This is a genomic window from Rhizobium sp. 2MFCol3.1, from assembly GCF_000377565.1.
Lineage (GTDB): Bacteria > Pseudomonadota > Alphaproteobacteria > Rhizobiales > Rhizobiaceae > Rhizobium.
In genome coordinates this window covers 443,232-459,999 of sequence record NZ_KB898353.1, presented here as the reverse complement: position 1 = coordinate 459,999, position 16,768 = coordinate 443,232, and the positions used below count along the sequence as shown (strand labels likewise).

Below are 16,768 nucleotides of genomic sequence, written 5' to 3'. Positions count from 1 at the left end.
CAACATCGGAGGGATCACATGTCCGGACATTCATTCAATCTGAAGGGGCGAGTCGCCGTCGTCACCGGTGCCAGCCGCGGCCTTGGCCAGGCGATCGCCCTTGCGCTGGCGGATGCTGGCGCCGACCTCTGCATCACGGCGAGAGAGCTGGCGTCGCTGCAGGATACGACGGCCAAAGTCGAAGACCGGGGTGTCCGCTGCATCGCCGTCGCGCAGGATGTCAGTGACCTCACCTCGATCGACGCAGCGCTGGAACAGGCTTGCGCTTTGACTGGCGGGATCGACATTCTCGTCAACAATGCCGGCATCGAGCAGGTCGCGCCTTCGCTCGATGTGGACGAAGCATTGTGGGACCGGATTGTCGGAACCAATCTCAAGGGCGCATTTTTCTGGTCGCAGGCGGCGGCGAAGCGCATGTCCAAGCAGGAGGCCGGCGGGAGCATCATCAATCTCTGCTCGCTCACGTCCTTTGTGGGCATTCCGACCGCCGTTCCCTACGGCTCCTCCAAATCCGGCCTGCTCGGAATGACCCGCGCGCTCGCCGCCGAATGGGCCGAGGCCGGCATCCGCGTGAACGCGATCGCGCCCGGCTATTTCAGGACCGCGATGACCGACGGCTTCTATGAGGACGAGGACTGGCAGGCGCGCATGCTGGCAAGGATCCCCCAGCGCCGCTTTGGCGAAGCAGCCGATCTCGGGGGCGCCGTCGTGTTTCTCGCCAGCGATGCGGCGGGCTATATCACCGGCCATTGCCTCCCTGTCGATGGCGGCTTCCTCGCCTCCATCTGACGCATTCCTGTTGTCAGCTGCGGCGCAAATTCGCGTCGTAAAGTGCGTTGACATGGCATGTATATACATGTTTCACTCGGCCAAAATAAATAAAGCGGAACATCAATCCTCGACCTGAGCCACTGGTTTGAGTAGACAGCCGATCGAACGGACATCGGCGGCGAAGCCATGCTTATTGCTGGGTTTTCGCCGGCGCTTGCCCAAGACGCCAACAAGGTTACGTGCACAATGACTGAAGTCTCCTTTTACGAATATTCGAAGCTTTCTTCAGACGAGAAATCGGCTCTGCTTCGCCGGTCGGAGACGGACATCTCCGGCTTTATCGAGAAGGTGTGCCCGATCCTTGAGGCAGTTCGCACGGAAGGCGACCGGGCCGTTGCACGCTTCGGCCGCGAACTCGACAAGGCCGACGTGTCGGAAAGCTCGATCCAGGTGACCGAGGCCGAGTTCGACGCTGCCTTCAAGCTTGTCGAGGACGATGTCATCGAGGCGATCAAGTTCGGCATATCCAACATCCGCACCTTCCACGAGGAGCAGAAGCCCGAGGCCATGTGGCTGAAGGAAATTCGCCCAGGCGCCTTCGCCGGCGACCGCTTCACGCCGATCCAGTCCGTCGCGCTTTATGTGCCGCGCGGAAAGGGCTCCTTCCCCTCGGTCACGATGATGACCTCGGTTCCGGCCGTGGTCGCCGGCGTGCCCAACCTTGCGATCGTCACCCCGCCGGCGCCGGATGGAAGCGTGGACGCCGCGACGCTGGTCGCGGCCCGTCTCGCTGGCGTTAACACTGTCTACAAGGTCGGCGGCGCGCAGGCAGTCGCCGCTGTCGCCTATGGCACGGAAACGATCAAGCCGGCGCTGAAGATCGTCGGACCGGGCAGCCCGTGGGTCGTCGCCGCGAAGCGTCTTCTGTCAGGCGTGATCGACACAGGCCTTCCGGCCGGCCCTTCCGAGGCGATGATCTTCGCCGACGACACCGTGCATGGCGGCCTTGCAGCACTCGACCTCTTGATTGAAGCTGAACACGGCCCGGATTCGTCCGCCTATCTCGTCACCCACAGCCGCCGTGTTGCGGAAGAAGCCATCGCGGCGCTTCCAGAGCATTGGGGTCGGATGACGGAACAGCGCGTCGGCTTCTCCAAGACCGTACTGACCGGAAAGTGCGGCGGCGTCGTGCTGACTTCCTCGATCGAGGAGAGCTATGCCTTCGTCAACGCCTACGCGCCCGAGCACCTCGAAATTCTCTCCACCGACGCCTTCGCGCATCTCGGCCATATCACCGAGGCCGCCGAGATCCTGCTTGGACCGCACACGCCCGTCAGCATCGGCAATTTCTGCCTGGGCCCGAACGCCGTTCTGCCGACCAGCCGGTGGGCGCGCACCTACGGCCCGCTTTCGGTAACCGACTTCGTCAAGCGCAGCTCGATCGGCTACGTCACGGCACCTGCTTATCCCGAGTTCGCCGCTCATGCGCACAAGCTTGCGCTCTACGAAGGCTTCTCCTCGCACGCCAATGCCGTATCCGACGTCCGCGACGCCTACCTGAAGACGAAAGGCTGAGCCCTTGAAAGCGGTGCGCCTCCACGATGCTGGGGATTTGCGGGTCGAAGCGGTCGACCCGCCGTCGGCCCCACCCAGCGGCTTCGTCAATGTGGAGGTCCGCGCCGCCGGCATCTGCGGCTCCGATCTGCACAACTACCGCACCGGCCAGTGGATCAGCAGACGCCCGTCGACGGCAGGCCACGAGTTCTGCGGTCGGGTGACCGATGTCGGCGAAGGTATCGAGCATCTCAAGGTCGGCGACTATGTGGCGGCCGACTCGCGCGTCTATTGCGGCACCTGCCCGGCCTGCATGTCCGGCCGCAGCAATATATGCGAGGCACTGGGCTTCGTCGGAGAAGCATGCGACGGCGGTTTTGCCGAGCACGTTCAGCTGCCGGCAAAGCTGCTTTTCAAACACGAGCCATCGCTGGCATCAAAGGTCGCGGCGATGGCGGAGCCGCTGGCGGTAGCGCTACATGTCGTGAGACGCCTCAACGCGGCGCAGGGTGAAGCAGTTCTCGTTATCGGCTGCGGCACCATCGGCGGCTTGAGCGGTCTGCTGCTATCGAGGCTTCATGAGGGCAAGCTTCTGCTCGCCGACACCAATGCCGAGCGCGCGGCGCTGGTTGCGCGTATCTGTGCCGGGACGGCTATCGCTCTTGACAAGGCCGCGATCGATGCCGCGCTGAATGGCGAACGCCTGCGCTATGCCATCGATGCGACGGGCAATATTCATGCGATTGCGGCCGGCCTCGATCTGCTCGCCGGTGGCGGCGCCTTGGCGCTTGTCGGCATCAGCCATGGTAAACTGGATCTCGATCCGAATGTCCTGGTCGAAAGGGAAATATCGTTGGTCGGCTGCCATGCTTTCGCATCCGAACTGCCGGAGGCGATCGCCTTGCTGCCTGAGCTGGAGCCGGCGCTCATCGAATTCAGCGAGGTCCTGGCCTCGCTAGACGAGGTCCCTGATGCCTATCAGCGGCTGCTCAAAGGCCAGAGCCAGAAACTGAAGACCATCGTCGAGATCGCGGATTGAGGTTCGCCACGCGATAACCGTTCACGAGAACGAACTGGAGAGTTTGTCATTGAGTGCACTTTCGGATTCGGCATCGCCGCTCTACGAGAAGGTCAAGGACTTCGTGCTCGCAAACATCGGCAGCGGCAAGTGGGCGCAGAATGCCCGGCTGCCCTCCGAAAACGACCTCGTGAATTCGTTGGGCGTCTCCCGGATGACGGTCCATCGTGCGCTGCGCGAACTCACCTCGGAAGGCCATCTTCGCAGGGTCCAGGGCGTCGGCACCTTCGTCGCGCCGCCCAAGGCGCAGTCGACGCTGATCGAGGTCAGCAACATCATCAACGAGATCCGTGATCGCGGCGGCAAACATCGCGCCGGCGTCATCCTCCTCGAGCGCGTCGAACATCCCACGGCCGCGATTGTCAGTGCATTCGAGTTCGATCGGGCCAAACCCGTCGATCACTCGCTTGTCGTGCATTTCGAAAACGACATTCCGGTCCAACTGGAGGAGCGGTACGTCAACCCCGCCCTCGTTCCGCACTATCTCGATCAGGACTTCACCTCCATCGCGACGCTGGAATATCTGCAGCGCTGCACGCCGCTGACCGAGGTCGAACATTTGATCAGCGCGGTGCCGGCCGGCCCGGAGCAGGCGCGGCTGCTGCAGATGCCCGAGCGCGACAGCTGCCTCGTTCTGCACCGCAAGACCTGGACCGGCGCCACGGTGGCGACCGTCAACACCTTCACCCATGTCGGCAGCCGCTACTCCCTCGGCAGCCGATATCGCCCAACACACAAGCCCGCCTGACAACACGCATCAACACCCAGTTTATTCGAGAAGCGCATTCCATGAGCCAGACCAACAGCCGAACCGCCATCATCCGCGATCACGCCAAGAAGCGCGATGGCGTGGCCGAGACACTTCTCGCCGAGTTGCTTTTCGATCTGTTCGAGCTCGATGCACAGAATCTCGCGATCAATTTCGACCAGTACAGCCTGAACTCGCTGAACGGCTTCTTCAAAAGCGGCGAGGAGAAATACTTCTTCAAATTCCACCAGGAGGAAGGCGAGGAGAAGATGGGCGGTGAATATTACCGCGCGGATATCCTGACGCGCGCGGGCCTTCCCGTCGATCAGCCGGTGATGATGTCGACCCTGCCCGGCGAACAGATCCTCGTCTATAAGCGCCGCTTCGATCCCAGGTTCTCCGACGTCCTGCGCGCGATCGATCTCGAGCCGGATGCGGCCGCAGCCGCGGAGGCGGTGGACGCCGAGCGCGAACTCAGCGAGGCGGTACTGAAGGTCTACCTGGAGACGCTGCACCCGGTGACGCCGGAACAGGTGGCTGAGGAGCCCGTGCACCGGCTGTTTTCCGCCCGCCTCGTCAGCGAACCCGGCGCGACATTCCCGGGTGGGCGCTACGAGAGCTTTTACATCGGCAAGCACTTCGCCTTCCCCGGCGTTTCGCTCGATTGGAGCGAATTTGCAGCGGCGCGTTTCGTCATCAACGGCATCGCCTATGAAAAGACGGTCGGCGAGCTGTTTGACGATGCGCACAATCGCCTTGCGCCGCTTCGCCTCGCCGATGCCGGCGGCGTCACCGCCCATGGCGACGCCCACAACGCGAACGTCTGGTATCGCAAGAGCGCGGACGGCGCATCGCTCGCCTTCTTCGACCCGGCTTTTGCCGGCGAGCACATTCCGACGCTGCTTGCGGAAGTGAAAACCACCTTCCACAACATCTTCGCCCACCCGCTCTGGCTCTACGAGCCGGCGTTGGCCGAGCGGAAATTCGAAGCCCGGGCGCGCTACGAAAATGGCGCGCTGCATGCCGATTTCGACTGGCAGCCGAGCCCGGTCCGTCAGGCCCTTCTCGACGTCAAGGCAACGGCGCTATGGAAGCCGTTGCTTACGGAACTGAAGAGCCGCGCGCTGCTTCCACAGGATTGGCGGACGGTGATCCGGCTCGGCCTCTTCCTCTGCCCGACGCTGGTCATGAACCTTCGCGCCGGCGCGGCCACGCATAATCCGACGTCCTCGCTGATCGGCTTTTCAACGGCTGTCATGGTGGGCAGCGAGCCGACCGAGGGCGCGGATATCGTGACCCGTTTCCTCGACGCCATCGATCCGGAGCAAGCTTGAGATGAGCGCTCTAAGCCATCACGAATTCGCCAAAACGCGACATCGGCGATTGCCGAAATCGACAGGCACATTCATAGAGGGGTAGAGGTTTTCTGGTTTTGCGAGGCGCCAATCGGCGGTATCGCGCAGATTCAGATTTACAAGTTCGGGCAAAGAAATGACTATACATAATGCTGTTCAGCCGACCGCCCAAAATATAGGCTGAACATACAAAACACACGAATGACGTCTCGGCTTCGAGCCTAGCGACCACATCATCGTAGAAAAGAGGGGTTACCATGACATACGCATCGATCAAATCTCACATGTCGCGCCTGGCTATCGTCGCCGGCGTTATCGGCGCTCTCACGCAGGCCGTCCCGGCTGCAGCAGCCGACATTCCCGCCAAGCCGGAAGCCGGCACCTTCAAGCTCGGCATCGAACCATGGCTCGGCTACGGCCAGTGGCACGTCGCCGCCAGCAAGGACCTGTTCAAGAAGTCCGGTCTGGAAGAGGTTGAACTGGTCAACTTCACCGAAGACAAGGACCTGAACGCAGCGCTCGCCAGCGGCCAGCTGGACGCAGCCAATATCGCCACCCACACCGCGATGGGCATGGTCGCCGCCGGCCTGCCGGTAAAGATCGTCTCGCTCCTCGATTTCAGCCTCACGGCCGACGCCATTCTCGCGGGCAGCGACATCAACAGCGTCGCCGACCTTAAGGGCAAGAGCGTCGCCTATGAAGAAGGCACGACCAGCGACATCCTGCTGAACTACGCGCTCGCCGCCAACGGCATGACCATCGACGACATCACCCGCGTTCCGATGCCGGCCGCCGATGCGGGCTCCGCTCTGATCGCCGGCCAGGTCCCGGTCGCCGTGACCTACGAGCCCTATATCTCGACCGCACGTGCGCAGGACAAGGCCGTCAAGCTTCTCTTCGAAGCCGGCAAGGATCCGGGCCTCGTCTCGGACGTTCTGGTTGTTCGCGAAGACGTTCTGAAGTCCAAGCCGGGCCAGGTTCTTGCCATGCTGAAGGCTTGGGACGCAGCACTTGCCGACTACAAGGCCAACACCGCCGAGGATCGCGCGATCATCGCCAAGGCCGTTGGCGCGTCGCCTGAAGACCTCGCAACCGCATTCGATGGCGTGCAGTATTACACGACCGCCGAGGCGTCCAAGGCGTTCGCCGGCGAGTTCAAGACAAAGACCTTCGTCGATGTGCTCAAGGCCGCCAAGCTCGCCAAGATCCTGACCCAGGACGTGACCGCTGAACAGATGATCGACTCGTCCTTCGTCGACGCGGCCAACAAGTAACGCGCTACTCAAGACGGATCATCCATGTCGGCATCACATTCCTCGTCTGCCAGCACCGACACCCGCGCGTCCACGCGCGCGGGTGTCGGGCGACCGCCCAGTGCATTCCGCATCGGTGATCCGCTCGGCGCAAAAACGTTCCTCCTGATCGCGGTGTGCGTTTTCGCGCTGCTGTTTGCCTTTTGGTGGGCGGCGACCGCGACCGGCTGGGTCAAGCCCATCTTCCTTCCGAGCCCGAGCGCTGTCTGGACCAAGATGGTGGAGCTGGCACTCGACGGGACTTTGCTGAACGATGCCGGCATCAGCATCTACAGAATGCTCGTCGGCTTCGCTCTGGCGTCCTTGATGGCAATCCCGATCGGCATCATGATCGGCTGCTACCGCACCTGGGAAGCGGCGATCGAACCTTTCATCGACTTCGTTCGCTACATGCCTGTGGTTGCCTTCGTGCCGCTGACGATCCTGTGGGCCGGCACAAGCGATATCCAGAAATTCGTCATCATCTGGATCGGCACTTTCTTCCAGCAGGTGCTGATGGTGATGGACAGCGTCAAGCGCGTGCCGCCCGACTTCGTCGGACTTGGGCGAACGCTTGGTCTGTCTGAACCGAAGATCCTCTGGCGCATCGTGCTGCCGTCATCGCTGCCGGGTATCTGGGATACGCTCAGGATCAGCATGGGCTGGGCCTGGACGTGGCTTGTTCTGGCCGAGCTTGTCGCCGCCACCTCGGGGCTTGGCTACCGCATCGTGGTGTCCCAGCGCTATTTCCAGACACAGACGATCATCGGCTACATCCTGCTTCTTGGCATACTTGGCCTGATCACCGATCAGAGCATGAAAGCTCTCGAGCGTGTTTTCTTCCGTTATACGTCGAGACATTGATATGACTGAACCGAAACTCAAGATCCAATCGCTCAACAAGTGGTATGGGTCGGGCAAGCGAAGCGTTCACGCCCTCAGCGACATCGATCTGGAACTGGCCGACAACGAGTTCGTGTCGCTGGTCGGCGCTTCCGGCTGTGGCAAGAGCACGCTTTTGTCGATCGTTGCCGGCCTGCAGAAATTCAACGACGGGGTGCTCCTGACCGATGGTGCGCCGATCGTCGGCCCCGGCCTCGATCGTGGCGTCGTCTTCCAGTCCTACACGCTGCTGCCGTGGCTGACCGCACAGCAGAACGTCGAATTCGCGCTCCAGGCGGCGGGCCTGTCGGCTGCCGAACGCAGGGAAGTCGCGCGGCACCATATCAATCTGGTCAAGCTCGACCGTTTCGCCGATGCCTTTCCCTCGCAGCTATCGGGCGGCATGAAGCAGCGCGTCGCCATCGCACGCGCGTTGTCTTATCGACCGAAGATGCTCCTGATGGACGAGCCCTTCGGAGCGCTGGATGCGCTGACGCGGCATCAGATGCAGGAATTGCTGACGCAGATCTGGGAAGAGCACCGCCTGACGGTACTGTTCGTCACCCATGACGTCGAAGAGGCCGTCTACCTCTCCGACCGCATCATCTCGATGAGCATCAATCCCGGCCGGATCAACGCCACCTTCCACGTCGGCCTGGCGCGCCCGCGACATCAGGACATGATCTCGACCTCGGACTTCATCTCCATCCAGAAGGAAGTGCTGGCGGCGATCCGCGCGGGTTCGCAGCAGGATGATGCGCTTTAAGCTCTGAACCGGCCGACGAGATTGAGCATGATGCGGCCGACATCATTGTCTTCTCCCGGCGCCGGCAGGGCGCCGATCCACGCAACGGAGCTGGCGGAAAACACCAATCCGCCGGCGTCGTGCCGGTAGATCGTCATATCCGATCGCCGCATCGCGGCCCGCTCCGCTTCACCATCGGCAAACCAGAGATCAGGACGCACCTGAAAGCTGTCGTCGAAACCATCCGCGACCGCCAGCCGAACGAGGTTGGCTGGCGTTTCCTCCGAGCGCAGCGCCGCATCGACTTCGTATCCCGCCGCACCACCGAGCACCGTGCCGCTATTGCCGAAAACCTCGCCGACACCATCGAACAGCCATGCATACTCAGCGCCGTAGCTCCCTTCCAGCCGGCGGTAGGGGCGCGATGGGCCGAAGCTCATCATCACATAGGTGACACCAACAAGCGCCTGGGGGTGGCGATTGCCGCGATCTTCCCAGTTTCCGCCCGGCTCGCCAGTCATCGAGAGGTGCATTTCGCCCGGCCGGCCGCTCCAGATATCGTTCTTGCCGCGCCGCAGTTCCATCTTGTCGCCGTCAAAGGCGACGACCCAGTAAAAGCCGTTGCCGCCGAGATAGCCGAGGCTGCCGCCGGAGGCGAGATAGCGATCCAGCCCGTTCATCATCGCCGACGACCAATATTCCGGATGACTGCCCGTCAACGCCAGCCGATAGGGCGAAAGGCTCTCGACGCCATCATCATGAAGATCGCGATCGGTCAGCACATCGACCGCGATGCCGTGCCGTGCGTAAAACTTCAGCAGTTGCAAATCGACCGGGAGAAGATGCGGCGAGTTCGACAGGGGGTAGTGATAGTCATCTCTCAATGTCGCGCGCGGGCGCCGGGTCGAGGTGAGGCTGACGCCGCTGAGATCGCTGTGCGTGTCGTAGAGGCTGAGGAAATTGTTGTCGATCGCGAACAGATGCGCACGGTCGCTTCCATGCCAGGGGTAGCGATGCGGCGGTAGTTGTTCGTCGGCGTAGGCGAGATAGGTCGCGGTCGGCAGCAACACCGCCACGTTCGATTGAGGCTCGAGTGGGCGAACGAAGAAGGGCAGCCTCTCCATCCCGCGATCGGTCCTTATCTCGAGCGCATAGACGCCGGATCGGGCATCCTCGGGGATGTGGACAGTCAGATCCGCCGCCCAGTCGAAACCGCTGAAGTCATCGTCGTGCAGGTGGATGGCATCGAAATGATCTGGGGCTAGCCGGGGGTCATGGATCTCGCCGGTAAAGCGCGGCGAGGCGACCGCAAATGTCGGCGTATTGTGGAGGATGATTGCAGGGTCGCCCTGCTGCACGGGCGGAATATCGCTTACCGGACCGCGCGTGGGAAAGCGCCACTGCGTGGTATGGTCGGCGCTGGTTAGCCGGATGCGGCCGAGCCTGGCATTCAAGGTCTGGCGCGATCGATCCGAGACGCCGCCGATGCAGATCGGCCCGGTGATATCCGCCGCGACGCGCGGGATCGTGCATTCCGCTACGACCTGCCGGTCAGCACGCCTGACCCTGTAACCCACCGCGCCCGGCGAAACGGAGACGTCGAGCTGATACCATCGCTCGTTACGGACATCGGCGACGGCATGGCATTCGCATTCGCCCTCGACCACGGCAACCAAGCGGCCATCCGGCTCCAGGTTCAAGAGCAGCGGACCGATCGCGACAACCGGCTTCGTGGTCTCGTTCCTGGTGAAGAGGATTTCGAGGGACAGTTCATAGACGTCGGAATGAAGGGCTGTAGCCGGGATCTCCGCCCAGGAGCCGAGTTCGTACTGGCGGATCGAAAGCGCATCCGAATGCCGTTCGATCTCCCATTCGACTGCCACTGCTTCGTCGCGATCAAGCGTGACGATCCTGACGCTTGCGTTCGGATCAACGCAGGACAGAAAGGCGCCCGTGGCCGAGCTGGCCTTCACGCTCCACGGCTCGATGAAACCAACCGCAGCCATTGCGTCGTGGTTCAATCGCTTTCGCATGCCGGCACCCCGTATTCTCAAGTCGGGGCGGCAATCCGATGGCGACCCAGTTATCAGGCGGAATTTTGTCTATACATCTTGGTGCCGTCAAGCACAGAGCCAGCCGAGATATTCTTGCCATGCGTACCAAGCCGACAGATTCTGGCCTGTTAACGACGTAGGCAATAGGCTAAGAGCGCTTTGGTCGCATTCGTTTTCCCCGATGTGGCCGAAACTTCAGCCTCGCCCTTCGCGAGGCTTTTTCTTTGTCCGCTACCCCTTGTCCAAAAGGTGGACAACCCTTTCCAAGCGTTGAACTTTTTATCTCCCTAATGCACGATATGCACAATGCGAGGGAGGCTCATATAATGCGTTCAGGATTGGGGACGATCACCATTGCCGATGACGGTCATAACGGCCATGTCGCCTACGAAATGACCGAGAAAGACGGACTGTTGTTTGCCGGCGAAGAATTGCTGCGACGCGCGAAGGCGGCCAAGCGAGTTATTTTCCGGCCGCTGTCCGCCGCGACCGAACACCGAATCCGCATCGGAAGCGTCGATGCGAGTTGCGCCAATTTCCTGATCCTGACCTGAGCCGGCTGGAGCGCCGGCACAGGCTGTGTCAATGTAGCTCGGCGATGTCAGCGCCCGGCGAAGGCGAGTTCCGCGAAGTCATAGACGCGCGCGAAGGCGGCGTCCGCCCCTGTTATGACCGCCCGCTCTTCGTCCTCACTCAACTCGACGCTATCGAGCGCTGCCGTGAACGTGCGCCAATGCAGGCCACGCCCTTCCGGCGCGCCGGCGAGGTGGCGCGCGCCCATGTTCTCGTCGAGGCCGAGCTTGGCCGCGTATTTCAAAAGGAAGGCGGCGCCGAGATTGGAGCCTTCGATCACGTAGAGCCATCCGAGGGCTTCCCCAAGCGCGACCTTCTCTCCCCTGGCGAATGTCGGTGCGCTCTCCGCTTTCGGCATCTCGACGTCGAGATCGGCAAAATCCTGCTCGATCAGCGCCAGTCTCCGGCGACCGGCGAGATCGGGAAGCAAGGCGTCGAGCTCTTCATTGAAGAACAGGGCATCGAGATCCCGGTGAAAAAGGTACTGCATGGTGACGAGGCGAGCGTAGCTCTCCCGGTCCGCGAAGGGATTAAGCTGCATGATGCGCTTGTCCAGGCGCTCATGCGCTGCATGCGTCGCGGCCTTCAGTCGCTTGGTGCGCGTGTCCTCGGTTACCGGCGAGATCTCAGTCGCAATCGACATACATTCAACCCTTCAATCAGTTTGGCCCTCGGGCCCTAGCGGATAAATCTATAACGGCATTATCGTCCATCCACCCCACAGGACCAAAGATCTCATGGAGACGGAGCGAGCCATATCACGACGCCAACATGGCCGCTTGATTCATGACAATAGTCCTCACCTTTTTATGAGTGATGCATGGGCCATTGTCGACATAGAATATATTATTTGATGCTTCATCGCGTTCCCTGCTATGTAGCAAGTGACAAGAATTTGCGGCGGCCTATGGAGGACTTACATTTGGCGGAGCGGGACGACACGGAGAAGCAGCCGGTACACAAGCGAGGCTACGGGGTCTCGACGGTCTATGAAACCCTGCGCAACGAGATCATCGAGCTCAAGCTGGCGCCGGGCAGCCCCGTCGACGAGCAGCAGCTTTCGGACCGCTTCGCGCTGTCGCGCACCCCTATCCGCGAGGCTCTGGTACGGCTGGCGGCCGAGGGGTTGATCACCACGCTCACCAACCGCACGACGATCGTCTCCAACATCGACTTTCTCGGGCTGGGCGAGTTCTTCGATGCGCTGACGCTGATGTACCGCGTGACGACGCGGCTCGCGGCAGCCAATCATCAGGCATCCGACATCGACGGCATCCGGGCGCTGCAGCTGCAATTCCAGACCGCCGTCGAGGCGCGCGACGTGCTGGGGATGATCGCCACCAACCGCGATTTCCACGTCGCCATCGCCGAGGCCGGCCGCAATCGCTATTACACGGATCTCTTCACCCGCTTGCTTGACCAGGGCCGCAGGATCCTCAGGCTCTACTATTCGTCCTTCAACGACGTGCTGCCGCGCCAATATGTTGGCGAGCACGAGGATATGATCCAGGCTATCATCAATCGAGACATCGACGGCGCCGATAAGCTGGCCGCCGCCCATGCCGACCAGATCGTCAGCCAGATCCGCTCCTACATCACCGCCGACAACCGGCAGACGGCAAGGCTGCCGCTCTAGTTCTCGAAGCGATTTGCTTTTGTATTTTTATTGTCGACACGAAGTCGGCATGGTGATAGATACGGTCTCGGCAAATGGGCGGAGCTTCGCGCTAGCCCTCGTTCGGCGATCAAAGAGGAAAAATACAGATGGCAGATTCAGTTTTCAAAGGTTGCATCCCGGCGCTGATGACGCCGTGCAATCCCGACCGCAGCCCGAACTTCGACGCGCTGGTGGAAAAGGGCAAGGAACTTGTCGCGGCCGGCATGTCGGGCGTCGTCTACTGCGGCTCGATGGGTGATTGGCCGCTTCTGACCGACGAGCAGCGCCAGGAAGGCGTCAAGCGGCTCGCGGAAGCGGGCGTCCCTGTCGTCGTCGGCACCGGCGCGATCAATACGCAGTCGGCCGTCAGCCATGCCGCGCACGCCGCCAAGGTCGGCGCCAAGGGCCTGATGGTTATCCCGCGCGTCCTGTCACGCGGCTCTTCCGTCGCCGCACAGCGCGACCACTTCTCGGCCGTTCTTGCCGCCGGCAAGGACCTGCCCGCCGTCATCTACAACAGCCCCTACTACGGCTTCGCCACCCGCGCCGACTTGTTCTTCGACCTCCGCTCGCGCTTCTCCAACCTTGTCGGCTTCAAGGAATTCGGCGGCAAGGCTGATATGACTTACGCAGCCGAAAACATCACCGCCGGCGATGACGCGCTGACCCTGATGGTCGGCGTCGACACCGGCGTCTACCACGGCTTCGTCAATTGCGGCGCCGGCGGCGCGATCACCGGCATCGGCAACGCGCTTCCCAAGGAAGTCCTGCACCTCGTCTCGCTCTGCGAAAAGGCCGCCAAGGGCGACGCGCAAGCACGCCGCGATGCGCGCGAACTGGAAGAAGCGCTGATGGTGCTCTCGACCTATGACGAGGGTCCTGATCTCGTGCTGCACTACAAGTATCTCTTGGTGCTGAACGGCGACGATCGCTATTCGTTGCACTTCAACGAGAGCGACAAGCTCAGCGCCTCGCAGCGCCGTCACCTCGAAAAGCAGTACGAGCTCTTCCGCAGCTGGTACGCCTCGCGCTACCCGAAGGCTGCCTGAGTTTTACGACAACAGCATATGCGCCGGCCAATCGCTTGGCCGGCGTCGTCCTTCGCGGGGTCGAGCTACCCCTGACGCTTGGTCGCCCAAGCTCGCTCGACCGCCGATTTCAGCTCCATCTCGGAATAGGGCTTCCTCAGCAGGAAGGCCTTGGCGGGAGCGCCCGCCGGCAGACTGTGTTCGCCCGTCGCGAAGACGACGGCGACGTCTGGATGCAGACGAAGCACGGCAATGGCAAGGTCGATGCCGTTGATATCAGGCAAGCCGATATCCGCGACCAGCACGTCGATCTCGTTAGCCTGCAGGAACTCCAGCGCCTCCGCGCCATCCGCCGCTTCCGTCACCTGATGCCCCAGATCGAGCAGCATTTCCGCCGTGTTCGAGCGGATCAGGAAATCGTCCTCGACAAGCAGAATGCGCGGACCTACCGCGGCAACGGGCTGATCGATCGGCGCCGTGTTTCGCGGCGACGACGCCTGGCTGACCTGCTTCTGGTTGGCGATCACATGGCGAAGCCGGCGCGCCAGCGCCTCTCTCGTATAGGGCTTCGACAGCAGCTCGACGCCGGGGTCGAGCCTTCCGCCGTGCACGATCGAGTTTTCCGTGTAGCCTGAGGTGAAGAGCACTGCCACGCCGGGTAGCCGCTCCTTCGCACGCCGCGCCATCTCGCTGCTCTTCAGCGGCCCGGGCATGACGACGTCAGTGAAGATCACGTCGATCTGCATGCCGCTTTCGATGACATTCAGTCCGGCCTGCGCGTCCTTGGCGGTCAATACGCTGTAGCCGAGATCGGACAGCGTCTCGACGACGATCGAGCGGACTTCCTCGTCATCCTCGACCACAAGCACCGTCTCCGTGCCGCCGACCACAGGCCCGCCGTGGACGGTCACCTCGCGGTCCTCGTCGGCCACAGAACGCGGCAGATAGATGCGCACGGTTGTTCCCTGATCCACCTCGCTGTAGATCTTCACATGTCCGCCCGATTGCTTGACGAAGCCATAAACCATGGACAGCCCGAGCCCGGTTCCCTTGCCCTCCGGCTTGGTAGAGAAGAACGGCTCGAACACCTTGTTCAAGATATCCGGCGACATGCCCGTTCCGGTATCGGTGACCGCGAGCATCACGTACTGGCCGGGCATCACCTCCTGATGGCTGCGCGCATATTCCTGGTCGAGCGCCGCGTTGCCCATCTCGATCGTCAGCTTGCCGGAACCGCTCATCGCGTCGCGCGCGTTGATCGCCAGGTTGAGCAGTGCGTTTTCCACTTGGTTGGGGTCGGCATAGGTGTTCCACAGCCCGCCGCTGGTTATGACCTCGATCTCGACGGCTTCGCCCAGCGAACGCCGCAACAAATCGTCCATGCCGCCGATAAAGCGGGCGATATTGATAACCCGGGGCTCCAGCGCCTGCCGGCGGCCGAAGGCGAGGAGCTGACTTGCGAGCTTCGCGCCGCGATTGACGCCGGCGAGCGCATTGGCCAGGCGCCGCTCCGCCCGCTCATTGCCCATCAAATCCTTGGACAGGAGCTGCAGGTTGCCGGAGACCACCTGCAAGAGATTGTTGAAGTCATGCGCCACACCGCCCGTCAGCTGGCCGATCGCTTCCATCTTCTGCGCCTGCTGCAGCGCGCGCTCGGTCTGATGGCGCTCGGCGATTTCGGCCTCGACCCGTGCCTCAAGGCTTTCGTTCAGCTGCCGCAGCTGCTCCTCGGCCCGCACGCGATGGCGCACCTGCCGTTCGAGGCTGGTTGCGTGTTCCTGAAGGCTGGCCTCGGCCTCGCGCTGCTCGGTGATATCGGTGTGAACGCCGACCCATTCCTCGATCTCGCCCGACGCGTCGAAGATCGGAACGCCGCGAATGGCGAACGTCCTGTAGACGCCATCGGCGCGCCGAACCCTGTGCTCGTGGACATAGGTCGATTTCGCCGCGACTGCCGCTTTCCAGCTCTCGACCGAGCCATCCTGATCATCCGGGTGAACAGCGTCCGCCCAGCCGTAACCCTGGTAGCTCTCGAAAGGCTGCCCCGTCAGCGCCGACCATGCCGGCTGTTCGCCGAGCATGCGTCCGTCGGCGGCGTTCGTCCAGATCACGCCATGAACGGCGTTTACCGCCGCGCGGAAACGACCGTTGCTGCGCTGCAGGGCCACTTCGGAGCGCTTGCGATCCTCGATGTCGATCATCACCACATAGATGCCTTCAACATCGCCGCTCGACGTCCGCCGGGGCACATAGCGTATCTCGACGTTGCGATCCGTCCCATCAGGCCGGGCAATAGATGTGTCGGTGATGATGCGGTCGCCGGCCATCGCCTGCTCGACCAAAGGAAGACGTGTCTGGTAGCTCGCCTGGCCGATCACATCGGACACATGCTTGCCGACGACATCGGCCGCATCGAGCCCGAACCATTCCATGTAGCCCTGGTTGGCAAAGCGGTAGATATGGCCGCGATCGATGAAACCGACGAGGATGGGAAGCGCATCTGTCAGCCGTTTCAGCTCCTCGCGGCTTTCCGCGAGCTCGGCCACCGCCTTCACCTTGTCGGTGTTTTCAAGCACGGTGCAGAGAACGCCGTTCACCTTGCCGTCGTCATCATAGATCGGCGTGTAGAACAGGTCGAAGACGACTTCCTCAGGGACGCCGTGGCGATGCAGAACCATCTTCTGGTCGCGGTAGGACTGGACCTCACCGCGAAAGCCGGCTTCGAGAATCTTGCTGTTCCAATCCCAAATCTCAGGCCAGATGCCGGGAACCGTCGCGCCGAGCGCACGCGGGTGGTAGTTGCCGGCAATTTCCACGTAGCCGTCGTTGTAGATCATCACATGATCATCGCCCCACATCAGCACCTGCGGGATGGGCGAATTGACGATCGAATTGACCTTGATTCTCAGGTTCTGCGGCCACTCGCTGATCGGGCCAAGCGAGGTCGCCGCCCAATCGAAACGGCGAACAAGTTCTCCGGTCTCGCCGCCGCCGATGGGCCAATGGCCGGACGTGAACTGATAAGTCATAA

The 16,768-nt window shown here is 62.0% G+C and carries 14 protein-coding genes; 11 read left to right on the top strand and 3 right to left on the bottom strand.

Annotated elements, in window-relative coordinates:
• The first annotated feature begins 18 nt into the window (after positions 1 to 18).
• From D460_RS0101915 to D460_RS0101880, 8 genes are all read left to right on the top strand, one after another.
• Positions 19 to 789 (top strand): glucose 1-dehydrogenase, encoded by a 771-nt coding sequence (locus D460_RS0101915; protein WP_018896804.1) that lies wholly within the window; start codon positions 19 to 21, stop codon positions 787 to 789.
• A 228-nt stretch (positions 790 to 1,017) separates the two neighbouring features.
• Positions 1,018 to 2,346 carry a histidinol dehydrogenase gene (hisD, locus tag D460_RS0101910; RefSeq protein WP_026282698.1) on the top strand — a complete coding sequence of 443 codons (1,329 nt, stop codon included), beginning with the start codon at positions 1,018 to 1,020 and terminating at the stop codon, positions 2,344 to 2,346.
• A 4-nt stretch (positions 2,347 to 2,350) separates the two neighbouring features.
• On the top strand, positions 2,351 to 3,364 hold the full coding sequence (locus D460_RS0101905; RefSeq protein WP_026282697.1) for an alcohol dehydrogenase catalytic domain-containing protein: 1,014 nt from the start codon (positions 2,351 to 2,353) through the stop codon (positions 3,362 to 3,364).
• Positions 3,365 to 3,413: 49 nt separating this feature from the next.
• The gene (hutC, locus tag D460_RS0101900) at positions 3,414 to 4,151 is read left to right on the top strand and encodes a histidine utilization repressor (protein ID WP_018896801.1); all 738 of its coding nucleotides are present in this window, start codon (positions 3,414 to 3,416) and stop codon (positions 4,149 to 4,151) included.
• Between the two features lie 41 nt (positions 4,152 to 4,192).
• Entirely contained in the window at positions 4,193 to 5,485 is a 1,293-nt protein-coding gene (locus D460_RS0101895) for a hypothetical protein (RefSeq protein WP_018896800.1), read from the top strand.
• Between the two features lie 278 nt (positions 5,486 to 5,763).
• A complete protein-coding gene (locus D460_RS0101890) occupies positions 5,764 to 6,780 on the top strand; it encodes an ABC transporter substrate-binding protein (RefSeq protein WP_026282696.1) in 1,017 nt (338 codons plus the stop codon).
• Positions 6,781 to 6,804: 24 nt separating this feature from the next.
• Positions 6,805 to 7,662, top strand: a complete 858-nt coding sequence (locus D460_RS0101885) for an ABC transporter permease (protein WP_018896798.1) — start codon at positions 6,805 to 6,807, stop codon at positions 7,660 to 7,662.
• A 1-nt stretch (position 7,663) separates the two neighbouring features.
• Positions 7,664 to 8,446, top strand: a complete 783-nt coding sequence (locus tag D460_RS0101880; protein WP_018896797.1) for an ABC transporter ATP-binding protein — start codon at positions 7,664 to 7,666, stop codon at positions 8,444 to 8,446.
• Here the strand turns inward: D460_RS0101880 and D460_RS0101875 are convergent.
• Positions 8,443 to 10,458: a N,N-dimethylformamidase beta subunit family domain-containing protein gene (locus tag D460_RS0101875; protein ID WP_026282695.1), complete on the bottom strand. Its 2,016-nt coding sequence runs from the start codon at positions 10,456 to 10,458 to the stop codon at positions 8,443 to 8,445. The two genes, D460_RS0101880 and D460_RS0101875, sit on opposite strands and share 4 nt — an antisense overlap.
• Before the next feature lie 359 nt (positions 10,459 to 10,817).
• On the opposite strand from D460_RS0101875, the gene D460_RS0101870 reads away from it, so the two are divergent.
• Positions 10,818 to 11,033, top strand: a complete 216-nt coding sequence (locus D460_RS0101870; protein ID WP_018896795.1) for a hypothetical protein — start codon at positions 10,818 to 10,820, stop codon at positions 11,031 to 11,033.
• Between the two features lie 47 nt (positions 11,034 to 11,080).
• On the opposite strand, the gene D460_RS0101865 is transcribed toward D460_RS0101870, so the two are convergent.
• Complete coding sequence (locus tag D460_RS0101865) at positions 11,081 to 11,695, bottom strand: biliverdin-producing heme oxygenase (protein WP_018896794.1); 615 nt, start codon at positions 11,693 to 11,695, stop codon at positions 11,081 to 11,083.
• A 279-nt stretch (positions 11,696 to 11,974) separates the two neighbouring features.
• Between D460_RS0101865 and D460_RS0101860 the strand changes: the two genes are divergently transcribed.
• Positions 11,975 to 12,688 (top strand): GntR family transcriptional regulator, encoded by a 714-nt coding sequence (locus D460_RS0101860; RefSeq protein WP_018896793.1) that lies wholly within the window; start codon positions 11,975 to 11,977, stop codon positions 12,686 to 12,688.
• Positions 12,689 to 12,816: 128 nt separating this feature from the next.
• The gene (locus tag D460_RS0101855) at positions 12,817 to 13,758 is read left to right on the top strand and encodes a dihydrodipicolinate synthase family protein (protein WP_018896792.1); all 942 of its coding nucleotides are present in this window, start codon (positions 12,817 to 12,819) and stop codon (positions 13,756 to 13,758) included.
• A 65-nt stretch (positions 13,759 to 13,823) separates the two neighbouring features.
• On the opposite strand, the gene D460_RS0101850 is transcribed toward D460_RS0101855, so the two are convergent.
• Entirely contained in the window at positions 13,824 to 16,766 is a 2,943-nt protein-coding gene (locus D460_RS0101850; RefSeq protein ID WP_018896791.1) for a PAS domain-containing protein, read from the bottom strand.
• Positions 16,767 to 16,768: the final 2 nt, after the last annotated feature.